We start from the raw sequence: 15844 nt of genomic DNA on the forward strand, positions 1-15844 counted from the left end.
CATGGCGATCCGGTTCGGCCTGCTGGCCCCCCTGGCCCTTTTCGCCGCCCCACTGGCGGCCGAACCCTGGGCGCTGCCCCGTTCCGACGTGGTCGAGACGGCCGCGCCGGACGGGCACGTCTACCGCGTGCTCGTCGCCTGGCCCGAAGGACCGCCTCCGCGCGAGGGCTGGCCGGTCCTTTGGGTTCTCGACGGCGTGGACAACTTTGCCGTCGCCACCGTGACCGCGCGGCGCCTCGCGCAAGCCGGGAAACGCAGCGGAGTGGAGAACGGCGTGATCGTCGCACTCGATTCCGGCTCACTCGCCCGGCGCATAACCGATTATACCCCGCACGTACCCGGCTACGTCATCGCCCCAGGCAAACCCGCGCACGGCTTTGCGCTGGGAGGGGCCGATCGCTTCCTCGACTTCATCGATGCACGGCTGCGCCCGATGCTGGCCGAGCGCCTGCCGATCGATCCGCGACGCCAGACCCTCGCCGGTCACAGCTTTGGCGGCCTCCTCGCGCTGCACGCGGCGCGACAGGGCCGCAACTACAGCGGCTTTGCCGCCGTGAGCCCCTCGCTCTGGTACGGCGATGGCGAATTCCCCGCCCATCCCCCCACAAGCGCCGCGCGCCGCGCCTCACGCCTGCTCGTCGCCATCTCTCCCGAAGCCGGAGACGCAGGACAGGCAGGACGAGACGTCGCCCGCGATCTGGCCGGCGACTGGCAAGCCGCCGGCTACGACACCCAGTTCCTCGACTTGCCCGGGCAGGATCACGGCTCCACCATGCTTGCGGCGATGTCCGCCATCATCAAGACCGCCTTTTCCAGCGAGGAAACGCCATGCTGCTAGTCTGGACCGGCCTTTTCGCCACGCTGGCGGGCACGATCGCCCTCTACGGCGCCGCGCCCCACCAGAAACTCCTGCCCCGACGCCCCCGCCCCGCACCCTGGCTGTGGAGCGGGATAGCGGGCTGCGGCCTCGGCCTTGCCCTCCTGCTGGGTTGGGCGGGTCCGGCCACCGCCATCTTCATGTGGCTGACCACCGCCATGACGAGCTGGTCGCTGGTGCCGCTGCTGTGCGCCTGGCTTCGCCACCGCAAGGAGAACGCATCATGAGCCCGCCCGAACTCACCAGTCGCAACTGGCTGGGCAAGGCCGCCGCCGGCGCGATCCTGGGCTATGTCCTGGCGCTCGGCATCTCAGGTCTTTGCTATTGGGCACTGGGCGCTGCGGGCCAGGGCCTGTCCACCCGCGCGCAATTCACCATGTGGCTCATCTCGCCGATCTGGTGCCTGATCCTGAGCTTCTGCTTTCTGTTCCGAAGCGGCCTGCGCGCCTGGGCGGTGCTTAGCCTGTGCTGCGCGCCCGTCTGGCTTGCGCTCTACGCTACGGGAGCGCTGTCATGAAACTGCGCACCGACATCGTGAAGATGTACAAGGAGATCCACGGCTGGGTCGGGATCATCTCCGGGCTGTGCCTGTTCGTCGCCTTCTACGCAGGCGCGATCACCATGTTCGAGCACTCGCTCCAGCGTTGGGCGAGCCCGGCCAGCACCCTGCCCGCCCCGGTCGCGCTCGAACGCGTTCCCGAACTGGTCGACAAGGTGATCGCCGCCGATCCGCGCGCGGCAAAAGCCTATACCGTCCACCTCCAGACGGGCACCGAAGAGCCCGCACGCGTCTCGTGGAGCATCGCCAGCGACAAGCGCGACGAGCACGCCCCGCAGACGACCTTCTACGGCGCGCTCGATGCCAAGGGTCAACTCGTCGTCCAGAGCGCAGGTCCCTCGCCGGTCGGAGGCTTCATCGACCAGCTCCACCAGCAGGCGGGCCTGATGATCGGGACCGAGCCCGGCCTGCTCCTGATGGGCGTCGTCTCGCTGCTCTATGCGATCGCGCTCGTCTCGGGTGTGATCGTCCTTCTGCCGAGCCTGGTGAAGGACCTCTTCGCCACGCGCCTTGGCCGCAATGCGAAGCGCATGTGGCTCGACCTGCACAACGTGCTCGGCCTGTTCAGCCTGCCCTTCCACATCATCATGGCGCTGACCGCCGTGGTCTTCGCCTTCCACGATCCGTTCTACGCCAGCCAGGGTGCGACCTTCTCGAACGCGATGGAGCGCCCGGCGCGCCCCGCCGGAAAGCCGCCCACCCCACCGGGCCCACCGCCTGCCCCGGTTTCACCGGCCACGGTGGTGGCATCGCTCGCGCACGAACTTCCGGGCTTCACCCCCAAGGAGCTGCGCTATGGCACGGCCCCCAATGGCACGCCCTCGCTGCAGGTGCGCGGCGAAGACCCGCGCTACGGCAACCGGGGCCCGAACTTCACCGTGGCGATCCTCGATCCCGCGACGGGCACGGTGACCGGGCCCGACTATCTCGGTGGGCAGCAGGACGGCTGGGGCGCGCTTCTCACCGGCTTCTTCACGCTGCACTTCGGCAGCTTCGGCGGCATCGCGATCCGCTGGGCCTATTTCGTGATGGGACTGGCCGGCGCCTTCCTGTTCTACACCGGGAACCTGCTCTGGGTGGAAAGCCGCCGCAAGCGCGAGCGGCGCCAGTCCGGCCCGGTCGTGCAAAGCCGCGCGACACGCATCCTGGGTGCGCTGACCGTGGGGGCGCCGCTGGGCTGCGTTGCCGGAAGCGCGGTGACGATCGCGGCCGCCAAGCCCTTGGCCGCGGTGGCCACGCTCGGCCTTCACAGCGCGATCTACCACGCGGTGTTCTTCGGCTTCGTCGCCTGGGCCCTCGTTCGCGGAAGCGCCCGCGCCGCGATCGAACTCCTGCCCGGCGCCGCACTTGCCCTGCTCACCATCCCGCTCGCCAGCCTTGCCTTTTCGGCGCGCTTCGAAACAAGCGTCCCCGCGCTCGATGCCATAGCGGTGGTCGCTTGCGGACTTCTGGTGCTGATCTGGCGCGCGACGCTCACCCGCGTGCGCCAGGGGCCCCGAGACAGCGTCTGGAGCCTCGAGGCTGCGACGCCGCAAGGCCCGGCCCCGCGCGAGGAAACCGCGCAGTAGTTTGGTAGCCATCCATTCCCCTCGGTGGTGGAGGGGATCGCCGGGAGCGCTGCACTACGCAGGCTCCCGGCGATTTCGGGCGTGGACCTCTCCCGGGGCCTTATACCAAGGCGCCGAGATGCCGACGCATCACACCTTGGAATTGCTCAAGCCCCGCACGGGCTCAACCAAAGAGCGATGAGTCGAACTCATCGCTCTTTGGTATTACCAGCCCGCCTTCTCGCCCTTGTTCTGCGCATCGAGCCAGGCCTTGAGCGGCGCGAAGTACGCGAGCATCGGCTTGGCGCTCATCTTCGAGGAGCCGGTAAAGGCCTTGAGTGCCTCGGGCCAGGGCTTGGACATGCCCATCGAGAGCATCGCGTCGAGGTTCTTGCCCACCGTCTTGTTCCCGTAGAAGCTGCAACGGTGCAGCGGCCCCTTCCAGCCCGCCTGCTTGCAGGCAGCCTCATAGAACTGGAACTGCAGGATGCGCGCGAGGAAGTAGCGGGTGTAGGGCGTGTTGCCCGGAATGTGGTACTTGGCGCCCGCATCGAAACCATCGGCGGGACGCTCGACCGGCGGGACCACGCCCTGGTAGTCAAGCCGCATCTTGGTCCAGGCCGTGTTGTAGTCGGCCGGCTTGATCGAGCCGTCGAAGATGCCCCAGCGGTAGCGATCGATCATCAGGCCAAAGGGCAGGAACGCGACCTTGTCCATCGCCTGGCGCAGGAGCAGACCGATGTCCTTGTCGGCGCTCGGCACCTTGGCGGGATCGAGCAACCCGATCTGGACGAGGTACTGCGGCGTGATCGAAAGCGCGATGAAGTCGCCGATCGCCTCGTGGAAGCCGTCGTTCGCACCGTTGAGGTAGAGGTAGGGCTGCTTGTTGTAGGCGCGCTGGTAGTAGTTGTGGCCCAGCTCGTGGTGGATCGTCACGAAGTCGCCCGAGTCCACCTTGGTGCACATCTTGATGCGGATGTCGTCCACATTGTCGACGTCCCAGGCCGAGGCGTGGCAGATCACCTCGCGGTCGGCGGGCTTGGTGATCATCGAGCGCGTCCAGAACGTGCCCGGCAAGGGATCAAAGCCGAGCGAGGAATAGAAGCCCTCGCCCGCCTTCACCATGTCGAGCGGGGTCTTGCCCTGCGCCTTCAGGAGATCGCCGATGTCGTAGCCAAGGTCGCCCGCGCCCTTGGGGGCGACGATCGGGTAGATCGTGCCCCATTCCTGCGCCCACATGTTGCCCAGAAGGTCCGCCCGGATCGGTCCAGTATCGGGCTGCACCTCGGCGCCGTATTTCTCGCTGAGCTTATGGCGCACATAAGTATGAAGTGCGAGGTAGAGCGGCTTCACTTCCTGCCACAGCCGCTCGGTCTCGGCCGCGAATTCCTCGGGGCTCATGTCGTAGCCCGAGCGCCACATCGCGCCAACGTCGGCATAACCCAGCTCGCGCGCGCCCGCGTTGCCGATATCGACCATGCGCACGTAGTCCGGCTTCATCGGCGCACCGACGTTGTCGTGCCAGCTCGCCCACATCTCGGCGAACTCGGCCGGTGTGTGCGATAGGTTGCCCATCTCGGCCTCGATGTCCGAACCACCGATCGCCTTGCCGTCCAGCGTCCCACGCCCCTTGCCGTAGGCGGCCGAAAGATCGGCGGTGATCGTGCCCAGCTCGTCCGCCGCGCCCGGCGTCGTGGGTGCGGGCATGACGATGCTCTGGCTCAGGATACCCAGCTTGCGCACGACGTCAGAGTCGAGCCCGGAGAGGTCCTTGAAGCGCGCCGCCTCGACCGCATAGTGCACCTGCTTTTCGGTCAGCTGCGCGTTCGACCTCGCCACCAGCGCGTTGGTGTCGTCGGTGATGTAGGTGTAGTTGACCCAGTTGATCCGGTTGTTCTCGATCGAGAACGTACCGAGATCCTTTTCGGCATCGGCCACGAACGCCTTCGCGCCCTCGGGGGTGTGCGGATAGGCGGCGGGGGCCTCCTCGGCATGGCTGACCGGCGCGGCTGCCAGGCAAAGGCCCGCCGCCAGCGCGGCCAGAGCCGTCGTTGCAAATTTCATCGGGGATGTCGCCTCATTATGTTTTCGATGCGCGCAAGATTAGCCTTGCGAGCCGCACCGTCAACGCGCCAGGCCGCGCCGCCCCAAACCCTCGGGCAGGCGCCTCAGGACAGAAGGAATTCCGCCATGGCGCGGCCCATGTCCTTGAAGGTGACCGAGGACATGTGGTTGCCCGGCGTCTGCGCATAGTGGCCATCAGGCAACGCCTCGGCGAGCTCGCGCGCGTTGCCATTGTCGAAATCGTCCCCGCCGCACACGCACAACGTGGGCATGGTGATCTTCACCAGTTCACCGGGCGCGGTGTCGTCGACCGAACCAAGCAACAGGCGCGCAGCCTCGCGATCGATCTTCATCGTCTTCATGAAGGCCTGCGCGACAAAGGCCGGGTCCCCTCGCTCGATCGACCCGAAGCGGTCGATCGCGTCAACGAAGTGTGCCGAACGCCGGGCCCACCCGGCAAGCCCCGAAAGCCCCATACCCGCAAGGATCAGGCGGCGCGGTTTCAGCCCGGCCAGGACCCCGCGCGCAGCGGTGCGCGAACCGAGCGAAAAGCCACCGAGATCATAGTCCCTGAGCTCCAGTTCGGCGATCGTGCTCTTGAGGTCCTCGACCAGCACATCTTCGGGATAGGCGCGCGGATCATGCGGGGCCTCACTCTCGCCGTGCGCGCGCAAGTCGGGCATGTAGAGCGTGAAACCGGCATCCACGAGCAGTTGCGCGTTGCCGTACTTCACCCAGTTGACGTGCGCGCTCGAGAACAGCCCGTGCAGCAGCACCAGCGGACGTCCGCCCGGCTCCCCCATGCAATGGATGGCCAGCCGGGTATCGGCAAAGCCTTCGATGGTCCGGGTCTCGATCTCGTGCACGCGCTTGCCCTTTCTGACGCCAGGCGAGGCGGGATGCGCATTCTGGCGAACGCACAGGCTTCCTCGTGCCGCCGTCCTTGGCGGCGTGCGCGCGAACTTGCAAGGTCAGGTGGAGGCTTTCTCGTTCCACTGGTCGAAGGCCTCGAGCGCCTGCGCGGCGTACATCGCCGAAGGCCCCGCGCCCATGTAGACCGCAAGCCCCATCGCCTCGGCGATCTCCTCGCGGCTGGCTCCGGCCTTCTGCGCGCCCGACGCGTGGTAGGTGATGCAGGGCCCGCAACGCACCGCGACGCCGATCGCGAGCGCGATCAGCTCCTTCGTCTTCGTGTCGAGCGCGCCCGGCGCCAGAGCCGCCTTGCCCATCTCGGAAAAGGCCTGCATCGGCCCCGGCGTACTGCGCCGCAGCTCCCCGATCGCGGGATTTAGATCCTTGGCCATCTGCGGCCAATCGTGGAAATTGCTCTTCGACATGGGCTCGGCTCCTCTTCGCTCCCACCATGCGCCCTCCCCGCCACTCCTGCCTTGTGCGCGATCAAAAGCGGGCGCGGAACGCACCGGGTCGCGTCATGCTGCCCGCCGCGCCCCTCCCTCGCCATCCGGGTCTTCCCCCAGGAAGCTTTGCCCCCATACGCAAGAACCCCCGCCAGACGCGCTGGCGGGGGTTCTTCGATGCGTCGTTCGCCGGAGCGATCGTCGTGCGATCAGGCCTTCTTGAGGTGACGGCGACCCAGCAGCTCGGCAATCTGCACCGCGTTGAGCGCGGCGCCCTTGCGCAAGTTGTCCGAGACGCACCACAGCGCCAGACCGTTGTCGATGGTCGAATCCTCGCGCACGCGGCTGATGTAGGTCGCGCCGTCGCCCACGCACTCGACCGGGGTCACGTAGCCACCGTCCTCGCGCTTGTCGACGAGCATCACGCCCGGCGCCTCGCGCAGGATGTCCTGCGCTTCCTTCGCCGAAACGTCCTTCTCGAACTCGATGTTGAGCGATTCCGAGTGGCCCACGAAGACCGGCACGCGCACGCAAGTCGCCTGCACCTTGACCTTGGGGTCGAGGATCTTCTTGGTCTCGACCACCATCTTCCACTCTTCCTTGGTCGAACCATCGTCAAGGAAGACGTCGATGTGCGGGATCACGTTGAAAGCGATCTGCTTGGTGAACTTCCTGGGTTCGACCTGGTCACCCACGAAGATCGCGCGGCTCTGTTCGAACAGCTCGTCCATGCCCGCCTTGCCCGCGCCGGACACCGACTGATAGGTCGATACCACCACGCGCTTGATCGTGAAGGCGTCGTGCAGCGGCTTGAGCGCCACGACCATCTGCGCGGTCGAGCAGTTGGGGTTGGCGATGATGTTGCGCTGCGTGTAGCCGTCGATCGCCTCGGGGTTCACCTCGGGCACGATCAACGGAACGTCGGGCTCCATGCGATAGAGCGAGGAGTTGTCGATCACCACGCAGCCCTGCGAGGCGGCCTTGGGCGCGTAGATCGCCGTCGGGCCCGAGCCGGCCGCGAAGAGCGCGATGTCCCAGCCCGTGAAATCGAAGTGCTCGATGTTCTTGACCTTGAGTTTCTTGCCGGTCTCGCCGAAATCAATCTCCATGCCGGTCGAACGCGACGAAGCGACCGCTGCGATTTCGTCGCAGGGGAACTCGCGCTCGGCAAGGATGTTCAGCATTTCGCGGCCGACATTTCCGGTCGCGCCGACGACGGCTACCCGGTAACCCATTTCAAGATCCTTCTTGGCTAACCGCGCGAAACGGACATCCGATCGCGCGAACGCGGGCCGATACAGGCTGCGCGTGCGCATGGCAAGACGCTATATCCGATGCTTGCGCAATTTGGCGCAATGGCGGGCCAAAAATTACGCCGCCACCTAGTCGAGGTGCATGGATATGACCGGAAACAACCTTGCCTCACGCAAATTCCTCGTGCCCGCCCAAGCAGTTGCTTGCGTTGCCAACCAAAGCAAGAGAGGCGACGAACAGGGTGTTCGCCGCCTCTTCGAATGCACTCCCGCGCGGAGCGGTTCAGATCAGTGTGCGGTCGCCGCGCTCACGGTGCCCTGCGCCGGAGGCGCCGCTGCGAGTTCGTCGGCCTCGGTCCATTCGATCGCGGTCAGCGGTTCGGTGAGCGCGCGCGCGAGCACTTCGTCGACATGGGCGACCGGGATGATCTCGAGATCCTGCTTCGCGTTCTCGGGAATTTCGGCGAGGTCCTTGCGGTTGTCCTCGGGAATGAGGACCGTGGTGATGCCGCCGCGAAGCGCGGCAAGCAGCTTTTCCTTGAGCCCGCCGATCGGCAGCACGCGCCCGCGCAGCGTTACTTCGCCGGTCATCGCAACATCCTTGCGCACCGGCACGCCGGTCAGCGTCGAGACGATCGAGGTGACCATACCGATGCCGGCCGAAGGTCCGTCCTTGGGCACGGCGCCCTCGGGAAGGTGGATGTGGATGTCCCGCTTGTTGAACACGCTCGGCTTGATGCCATAGGCAGGCGAGCGCGCCTTCACGAAGCTCCAGGCGGTCTGGATCGACTCGTTCATCACTTCGCCGAGCTTGCCCGTCGCCTTGATCTGGCCCTTGCCGGGAACCGTCACGCTTTCGATCGTCAGCAATTCGCCGCCCACTTCGGTCCAGGCAAGGCCGGTCACGGCCCCAACCTGGTTTTCCTCTTCCGAGGCACCGTGGCGGTACTTCTGGACGCCCGCGTATTCGGCGAGGTTTTCCGGCGTGATCGTCACGCTCTTGACCTTGCCCTCGAGGATCTGGCGCAGCGACTTGCGCGCGAGACGCGCGATCTCGCGCTCGAGCGTGCGTACGCCGGCTTCCCGGGTGTAATAGCGAATGAGGTCGCGCAGGCCCTCCTGGGTCAGCGTGAATTCACCGTCCTTGAGACCGTGCACGTCGATCTGCTTGGCGATCAGGTGACGCTCGGAAATCTCGACCTTCTCATCCTCGGTATAGCCCTCGAGGCGGATGATCTCCATGCGGTCGAGCAGCGCCTGCGGCAGGTTGAGGCTGTTCGCGGTGCACACGAACATCACGTCCGACAGGTCGATGTCGAGTTCGAGGTAGTGATCCTGGAACTTGGCGTTCTGCTCGGGATCGAGCACCTCGAGCAGGGCCGAGGCCGGATCGCCGCGGAAATCCTGGCCCAGCTTGTCGATCTCGTCGAGCAGGAACAGCGGGTTCGACTTGCCTGCCTTGCGCAAGTTGGTGACGATCTTGCCCGGCAGCGAGCCGATGTAGGTGCGGCGATGGCCGCGAATTTCGGCCTCGTCGCGCACGCCGCCCAGCGACTGGCGGATGAACTCGCGCCCGGTCGCCTTGGCGATCGACTTGCCCAGCGAGGTCTTGCCAACGCCGGGCGGGCCGACGAGGCACAGGATCGGCCCCTTCAGCTTGTTGGTGCGCGCCTGGACAGCCAGATACTCGATGATCCGGTCCTTGACCTTGTCGAGCGCGTAGTGATCAGCGTCGAGCACGTCCTGCGCGGTCGAAATGTCGCGCTTGAGCTTGCTCTTCTTGCCCCAGGGCAGGCCGAGCAGGACATCGAGGTAGTTGCGAACAACCGTCGCCTCGGCGCTCATCGGCTGCATCGAGCGCAGCTTCTTGAGTTCGGCGTTGGCCTTCTCGCGCGCTTCCTTGGAGAGCTTGGTCTTCTCGATCTTGTCCTGGAGCTCCTGCAGCTCGTTGGCATCGTCGCCATCGCTGCCGCCGAGCTCGGACTGGATCGCCTTGAGCTGTTCGTTGAGGTAGTACTCGCGCTGGGTCTTTTCCATCTGGCGCTTCACGCGCCCACGGATCTTGCGCTCGACCTGCAGGACGCCGAGCTCGCCTTCCATGAAGGAATAGACCATCTCGAGGCGCTTGAGCGGATCGTCCTCGGAAAGCACTGCCTGCTTGTCCGAAACCTTGGCCGAGAGCTGCGCGGCGACAGTGTCGGCGAGCTTGGCGGGGTCCTCGATGTCGTCGAGCTGGTCGCCCGCGTCCTGGCTCAGCTTCTTGTTGAGCTTGGCGTATTCGTTGAACTGGTCGACCACCGAGCGCATCATCGCGGAAACTTCGGTCCCATCCGCTTCGGCCGGTTCGATCTTCTCGACTTCGGCGATCAGCATCTCGCCATCGTTCGTCTGTTCGGCGCGAAGGCGCTCGAGCTTGGCGCGCTCCTGACCTTCAACCAGCACGCGCACGGTGCCGTCGGGGAGCTTCAGGAGCTGGAGGACACTGGCGATGACGCCGGTATCGTAGAGATCATCCCGGTCCGGATCGTCACAGCCCGGATCGAGCTGCGCGAGCAGGAAGATGTCCTTGTCACCCGCCATGGCGGCTTCGAGAGCTGCCACGGATTTCTCACGGCCGACGAACAACGGCACGACCATGCCGGGAAAAACGACGATGTCGCGAAGCGGAAGGAGGGGCAGCAGGTTCAAGGGCATTTCCATCTGGTATTGTTCGGGAGAGACTTGGCCGGTCTCTCTCTTATAGAGTGTTCCACGATATGGGGGCGAATTACCATTGCGCAATGGACCTAAGCCGCAAACCCTCTCGAAGTGCTTCCACCGCGCAACGGCAGTTCCACCTAGGCCGCGCGCCCGGAAAACGGGCCGGAACGACCGGGCTTTGGACGATCCGGCCGATTCCCATCAGAACGGCATCTTGAAGCCCGGGGGCAGGCCCATGCCCTGCTGCGCCTTGCCCATTTCCTCATTGGCGACCGAATCCGCCTTGACCCGCGCGTCGTTGTAGGCCGCCGCGACAAGATCCTCGAGCATGCCCTTCTCGCTGGGCTGCATGAGGCTGTCGTCGATCGCGACGCCGATCACCCGGCCCTTGGCCGAGCAGCGGATCTTGACCAGACCGCCGCCCGAAAGCCCTTCGACTTCCATCGCATCGAGCTTGGCCTGAGTCTCGGTCATCTGCTTCTGGATCGTTTCGGCGGCCTGCTGGGCCGCCTGGATCATCTCTTCCATCGACTTCATCTTATCGTCTCCAGTTGCGGCCACCGCCGCCGATGGCGACGGGCCGTTCATCCTCAATCAGTTCGGCGCCCGGAAACGCCGCCAGGGTCGCTTCGACCAGCGGCGCGGCGCGCAAGGCCTGCGAGGCCGCGACCTGGTCCGCTTCGGCGCGCTCGACGATCGTCGGCGCCCCCCCGCTCGCCACGCGTTCGACCTGCCAGCGCTGTCCCGTGGCCTTTGCAAGGCCATCGCGCAAGATCGCGCTGATGTCTTCGCGAAATCCGGGAGCCAGTTCGTACTTCAGGTCACCTGCCGCCAGTTCAACGACGCGTACCTGCATGCGCATGATGTTCGCAATCGTCGGGCCGCCGGAATGCTCCACCTCGTCGACGAGGCTGTCCCAGCGCGCCGTGCTCATTTCGGGCGCGGGGGCCACGCTCGCCTGCTCCGCCCCGGACGACGGAGCCGGGGCCGGCGCGACCGGAGCGGCGGGCGCGCGGGCCATCAGGTCCTCGAGCTTGCGCACCAGCGAACCGGGATCGGGCATATCGGTCGCGTGCATGATCCGCAGCAGTGCCATCTGCGCCGCGACGAGCGGGTCGGGCGCCGACTTCACTTCCTCGAAACCCTTGAGCAGAAGCTGCCACAAACGGTGGACCTGCCCGGCGCCGAGCGTCCCCGCCCAGTTCTCGATCGCCTCGCGCTCCTCGCTCGAATGGGCATCGGGCGCGGAACCCGAGACTTGCGCGAGCGCGATGCGGTGCGCCAGGTCCATCTGCCCGCGCACGAGCGCGATCGGCTCGACCCCCAGCGAGAACTGGCGCGCGACAATTTCGAGCACGCCCGGACCATCGCCTGCGAGAAGCTTGGCCAAGAGGTGACGCTGCACGCTCTTGTCCGAGAGGCCAAGCATGTCGCGCACCTTCTCCGCGCGGACTTGTCCCTCGCCGTCGAGATCGGCATGGGCGATCGCCTGGTCGAGAATCGAGAGGCCATCGCGCACCGAGCCCTCGGCGGCGGCGGCCACCATCGCGAGCGCCTCGGCCTCGGCCGCCACGCCCTCGAGCGAGCAGACCTTGGCGAAGTGCTCGGCAAGCATGGGTCCCGGGATGCGGCGCAGATCGAAGCGCTGGCAGCGCGAGAGCACGGTGACCGGCAGCTTGTCCACTTCGGTGGTCGCGAACAGGAACTTCACATGCGCTGGCGGTTCCTCAAGCGTCTTGAGCAAGGCGTTGAACGCGTTGCGCGAGAGCATGTGGACTTCGTCGATGATGTAGATCTTGTAGCGCGCCGAGACGGCGGCGTAGCGCACCGCCTCGATGATCTCGCGCACGTCGTCGACGCCGGTGTGGCTGGCAGCGTCCATCTCGATCACGTCGATATGGCGCCCCTCCGCAATCGCACGGCACGGCTCGCACTGGCCGCAAGGGTGGATGGTGGGGCCGCCCTGCCCATCGGGCCCGATGCAGTTCAGCGCCTTGGCGATGAGGCGCGCGGTCGAGGTCTTGCCGACCCCGCGCACGCCGGTCATCAGGAAGGCATGGGCCAGACGGTCGCGCTTGATCGCGTTGGCGAGGGTGCGCACCATCGCCTCCTGCCCGATCAGTTCATCGAACGTCTGCGGGCGGTACTTGCGCGCGAGCACGCGATAGGGCTGCGCGGCCGCGGAAGGCGCTGCGGCCGGAGCCGCGGCGCGAGGCGCTGGTGGCACGTCCGCAGGCGCCGAATCGGTCGCCGCCGACGGCACGGGGGCATCGCCGAACATCGACGACTGCCCCGCAGCTTCGAGATCGGCCGCGCTCGGCGCCTCATCCTCGGGGTCGGTGTCCCAGGGGAGACCATCGCCGGACGTATCGTGTGAATCGCTCATCGCCGGGGAGATTAGGCGCTGGCTGCGCGAATGTCAGGCCCGAACCGCCATGCTCCACAGTCTGGAACCGGTCCGGTCGCACAAATGCGGCCGGCCGAAACAAAAACAGCGCCCGTAAGGCGCTGTTTTCAATAGGAGCCGAATGACCCGCCGCAATCCGTTGTGGCTGCTTCCTTCCGGACCTGACCAAGTTGGCGAACGCAAACGTCCATCCGACTCCCGGCGCGCCCTATGGCAATGGTTTCGAAGGAATGCAACCCCGGGGACCATCGCGACGCGAACAAAACGCGCCGAACGTCCCCGGCGAAAACGATCAGCGGAAATTGTCGGCGTAAGCCTGGATCTTGAGGCGGCGCGGGGGCGTCGCGTGCACTTCGACCGCGATGCCGTAGCGATCGGCATAGGCCTTGGCTTCCTCGGCGGTGGCGAAGCGCAGCTGGAGCTGCTGCTTCATGTCGCCCGACCCGGCCCATCCCATGAGCGGATCGGGCTTCTTGGCCTCGGCGGGTTCGAACTCGAGGACCCACTGGTCCAGGAGGGCCTTGCCCGACTGCATGGCGTTCTTCGGGCGCTGATAGATGCGTGCACTCATGGAAAAGCCCTTTGCCTCCGAATCGCGCCTAAAAGCAAGCCGAAATCACGCCTTTCCGGACCGTTCGAACGCGTTTTTGGTCTTGAGGCTGGGGTCCTCGTTCCACGGCTCGTCGGGCCAGCGGTGGCGGGGATAGCGTCCTTTCATGTCGCGCTGCACGTCCTTCCAGCTTCCGCGCCAGAAGCCGGGAAGGTCGCGCGTGGTCTGGATCGGGCGCCCGGCGGGCGAAGTCAGCTTGAGCAGCAGGGGGCTTTCCGGCTGGCCGTAGCCCGGGTGCCGGTCGAGCCCGAACAGAGCCTGGACGCGCACCTCGACGCTGGGGCCGCCCTCGTCCTCGTAGTCGATGGCATGGTGCGTGCCCGCCGGACTTCGAAACTCCGCCGGAGCGAGTCGTTCAAGCGCCTTCTGATCGTCCCAGGTCAGCCGCCCCTGCAGCGCGGCGTGAAGCGCGGACTTGTCGATCGCCTCGAGCCTGCGGCCAAGCACCGGCCCCAGCCAGTCCTCGAGCTCATCAAGCAGTTCCTCCTCGCCCAGAGCGGAAATCGCAGCGTAGCGCGCCCGGCGCAGCAGCGCCTGCGACGCCTTTCCGAAAGGCACCAGATCAAGGCCCTTGGCGCGCACCCGCGCGACCAGAAAAGCCCGGATGGCCTCGGCATCGGGCGCGGGATCGGGACCGCTCGCCAGGACGATGGCGCCGATCCGCCGCTCGAGCCGCGCCTCGACGCGCCCTTCCGGCTCGTTCCAGTGCAATCGCGAGGCCCGCACGATCCGCTCGGACAGGCCCTGTTCGACCTCGCTCGCAGCAAGCGGGATTCCCGAGAGGATGCGCGCGCCGCGCGCCTGGCCCTGGGCGTCACCGATCACCATCCATTCGCTGGCGGCAAGCGGCGAGACCGGGTCGAGCACATAGCCGCGCCCGCCCGCCGAGAGCCACTGTTCGCCGCGCGCATCGCGCCGGCGGGCCAGCATGTCCGGCTGCCCCATCGCCAGGACCACGCCGAGCGGAACGCCGTGATCCGATCCGGACCTGGTTTCCCCAACCAGCGAGCGGGCCTTGCGCGCCCAGCCCAAGGCGAGCTTGCGCGCGGCGTCCGCCCTCCCCGAGCGATCCGCGTTCCAGCGCGCGAGCCTTTGCGAGAGATCCTCGCTGCGCCCGCCCAACCCACGCTCCTGCAGCAGCAAGGCGAGACGCGCAGCCTCCTCTTCGTGGCCCACCGCGCAGGCCTGCAGGATCATCGCAGCGTGTGCCGGGGACATCGGCAGACGGGCGACCTGCCGCCCGAACGGCGTGATCCGCCCTTGCGGGTCGAGCGCGCCGAGTTCGACCAACTGGGCCCGTGCCGTCGCCAACCCGGCTTCGGGCGGGGCATCGATCCAGGCCATCTGCGCCGGATCGCCCGCCCCCCACTGCGCCAGCGAAAGCGTCAGCGGTGCAAGGTCGCTCACCTTGATTTCGGGCGCGTCGAACGCAGGGCGCCCCGCATGCGCGGCTTCTTCCCACAACCGATAGGCGACGCCAGGCCCCTGGCGCGCGGCGCGCCCGGCCCGCTGCACCGCCGAAGCCTGACTGGCGGCCTGGGTGACGAGCCGCGTGACACCGGCCGCCTTGTCGAATTCCGCCCGACGCGAGAGTCCGGCATCGACCACCACGCTCACCCCGTCCAGCGTCAGCGAGGTCTCGGCGATGGCGGTTGCCAGTACGATACGTCGGCGCCCTTCAGGATCGCGACGGATGGCGGCGCGCTGCGCGGCCGGATCACACTGTCCGTGCAGGGCATGGACGAGCGCCGAGGGGAGGCGCTCACCAAGCCGCTCGGCGACGCGCTCGATCTCGCGAACGCCCGGCAGGAAGGCCAGGATGTCGCCCCGCTCCTCGTTCCAGGCCAGTGTGATCGCCGAAGCCATCGCATCCTCTATGCGCTGCTCGGCCGAACGCCCCAGCCAGCGATGCGCGAGCGGCCAGGCCCGCCCTTCGCTCTCGATTACCGGGGTATCTTCGCCCAGCAAGGCGGCGAAGCGACTGCCATCGAGCGTTGCCGACATGACGAGCACGCGCAAATCCTCGCGCAGGACAGCGCGGCTTTCGAGCGCCAACGCAAGCCCCAGATCGCTGTCGAGATGGCGCTCGTGCGCCTCGTCGAAGAGCACGGCCGAAACCCCTGCCAGCTCGGGATCGGAAAGGATCGTTGCGACGAAGATCGCCTCGGTCATGACCAACACCCGCGTTCGCGCCGAGCGCCGGCTGTCGAGACGCGTCACGTAACCGATCGTCTCCCCGGCCTTCTCGCCGAGTGACTGCGCCATGCGCTCGGCGGCGGCACGCGCCGCAACACGGCGGGGCGAAAGGAGAATGACCAGGCCATCGCACCAGTCCTGCTCCAGCAGGGCGGGCGCAATGGCGGTGGTCTTGCCCGCTCCGGGCGGCGCGATCAGCACGGCGCCGGTGCCGCGTCGCAAAGCCTCCAGGAGTGGCTCCAGGACCGCGAACACGGGAAGCATGCTCATGAC

The 15844-nt window shown here is 66.8% G+C and carries 13 protein-coding genes and 1 other RNA gene; 4 read left to right on the forward strand and 10 right to left on the reverse strand.

Annotation, left to right across the window (positions count from 1 at the left end; all coding sequences use genetic code 11):
* Position 1: 1 nt before the first annotated feature.
* From HT136_RS08980 to HT136_RS08995, 4 genes are read left to right on the forward strand one after another with little or no spacing between them, the layout of a single operon-like run.
* Entirely contained in the window at positions 2–838 is an 837-nt protein-coding gene (locus HT136_RS08980; protein WP_214199427.1) for an alpha/beta hydrolase, read from the forward strand.
* Entirely contained in the window at positions 829–1104 is a 276-nt protein-coding gene (locus tag HT136_RS08985) for a hypothetical protein (protein WP_214199428.1), read from the forward strand. Before HT136_RS08980 ends, HT136_RS08985 begins: the two co-directional genes overlap by 10 nt.
* Positions 1101–1394, forward strand: coding sequence for a hypothetical protein (locus HT136_RS08990; RefSeq protein WP_214199429.1), 294 nt, complete (start codon positions 1101–1103; stop codon positions 1392–1394). Before HT136_RS08985 ends, HT136_RS08990 begins: the two co-directional genes overlap by 4 nt.
* On the forward strand, positions 1391–3004 hold the full coding sequence (locus HT136_RS08995) for a PepSY-associated TM helix domain-containing protein (protein ID WP_214199430.1): 1614 nt from the start codon (positions 1391–1393) through the stop codon (positions 3002–3004). The genes HT136_RS08990 and HT136_RS08995 overlap by 4 nt, the downstream gene beginning before the upstream one ends.
* A 204-nt stretch (positions 3005–3208) precedes the next feature.
* On the opposite strand, the gene HT136_RS09000 is transcribed toward HT136_RS08995, so the two are convergent.
* The 10 genes from HT136_RS09000 to hrpB all read right to left on the reverse strand — a co-directional run bounded on the left by HT136_RS09000 (position 3209) and on the right by hrpB (position 15841).
* On the reverse strand, positions 3209–5047 hold the full coding sequence (locus tag HT136_RS09000; RefSeq protein ID WP_214199431.1) for a M2 family metallopeptidase: 1839 nt from the start codon (positions 5045–5047) through the stop codon (positions 3209–3211).
* 104 nt (positions 5048–5151) lie between these two features.
* The gene (locus tag HT136_RS09005; protein WP_214199580.1) at positions 5152–5850 is read right to left on the reverse strand and encodes an alpha/beta fold hydrolase; all 699 of its coding nucleotides are present in this window, start codon (positions 5848–5850) and stop codon (positions 5152–5154) included.
* 168 nt (positions 5851–6018) lie between these two features.
* Positions 6019–6384, reverse strand: coding sequence for a carboxymuconolactone decarboxylase family protein (locus tag HT136_RS09010; RefSeq protein WP_246543496.1), 366 nt, complete (start codon positions 6382–6384; stop codon positions 6019–6021).
* 230 nt (positions 6385–6614) lie between these two features.
* On the reverse strand, positions 6615–7640 hold the full coding sequence (locus HT136_RS09015; RefSeq protein ID WP_214199432.1) for an aspartate-semialdehyde dehydrogenase: 1026 nt from the start codon (positions 7638–7640) through the stop codon (positions 6615–6617).
* A 306-nt stretch (positions 7641–7946) separates the two neighbouring features.
* Entirely contained in the window at positions 7947–10352 is a 2406-nt protein-coding gene (gene lon / locus HT136_RS09020) for an endopeptidase La (protein ID WP_246543497.1), read from the reverse strand.
* A 207-nt stretch (positions 10353–10559) separates the two neighbouring features.
* The gene (locus HT136_RS09025; RefSeq protein ID WP_214199434.1) at positions 10560–10895 is read right to left on the reverse strand and encodes a YbaB/EbfC family nucleoid-associated protein; all 336 of its coding nucleotides are present in this window, start codon (positions 10893–10895) and stop codon (positions 10560–10562) included.
* A 1-nt stretch (position 10896) separates the two neighbouring features.
* A complete protein-coding gene (locus HT136_RS09030) occupies positions 10897–12744 on the reverse strand; it encodes a DNA polymerase III subunit gamma/tau (protein WP_214199435.1) in 1848 nt (615 codons plus the stop codon).
* 128 nt (positions 12745–12872) lie between these two features.
* An RNA gene (ffs, locus tag HT136_RS09035) (signal recognition particle sRNA small type) lies at positions 12873–12967 on the reverse strand.
* A gap of 90 nt (positions 12968–13057) precedes the next feature.
* Positions 13058–13336 (reverse strand): ETC complex I subunit, encoded by a 279-nt coding sequence (locus tag HT136_RS09040; protein WP_214199436.1) that lies wholly within the window; start codon positions 13334–13336, stop codon positions 13058–13060.
* 45 nt (positions 13337–13381) lie between these two features.
* A complete protein-coding gene (gene hrpB, locus HT136_RS09045; RefSeq protein WP_214199437.1) occupies positions 13382–15841 on the reverse strand; it encodes an ATP-dependent helicase HrpB in 2460 nt (819 codons plus the stop codon).
* Between the last annotated feature and the right edge of the window lie 3 nt (positions 15842–15844).

The sequence above is a fragment of the Novosphingobium profundi genome (assembly GCF_018491765.1).
GTDB classification, from domain to species: domain Bacteria; phylum Pseudomonadota; class Alphaproteobacteria; order Sphingomonadales; family Sphingomonadaceae; genus Novosphingobium; species Novosphingobium profundi.